The organism is Pseudoalteromonas sp. GW168-MNA-CIBAN-0100 (assembly GCF_040309225.1).
Taxonomy (GTDB): domain Bacteria; phylum Pseudomonadota; class Gammaproteobacteria; order Enterobacterales; family Alteromonadaceae; genus Pseudoalteromonas; species Pseudoalteromonas arctica.
Map to the genome: position 1 here is coordinate 1 of NZ_JBEOOL010000252.1, position 350 is coordinate 350.

Below are 350 nucleotides of genomic sequence, written 5' to 3' on the forward strand. Positions count from 1 at the left end.
GAATATAATACCCAAACAAGTGATTTTGGAATATAAACAGGACGGGGAGAAATTGTACCAAAGCATAGCCAATCAATCCAGCTAAAATTAGAAATTGTAAGCACAAAAAACAGCCATAATTTTACTACAAACTATTTGACTTTTTTGATCTCATCCCATGCTGCATCCATCTCATCAAGCGTGGCAGACTCTAAACATTTACCTTGGGCATTTAAATAAGCTTGGACTTTTTCAAAGCGAGTTGAAAACTTGTCGCTGGCGCTGCGCAGTAATTGCTCTGGGTCGCGCTTTATATGGCGCGCAACGTTTACTGTAGCAAACAGTAAATCGCCCAGCTCTTCTGCACTATG

1 pseudogene is annotated in these 350 nt (G+C 40.3%); it reads right to left on the minus strand.

Annotation, left to right across the window (positions count from 1 at the left end):
• Nucleotides 1-131 precede the first annotated feature (131 nt).
• Nucleotides 132-350, minus strand: a pseudogene (mazG, locus tag AAEY62_RS20975) (nucleoside triphosphate pyrophosphohydrolase); the annotation flags it as partial.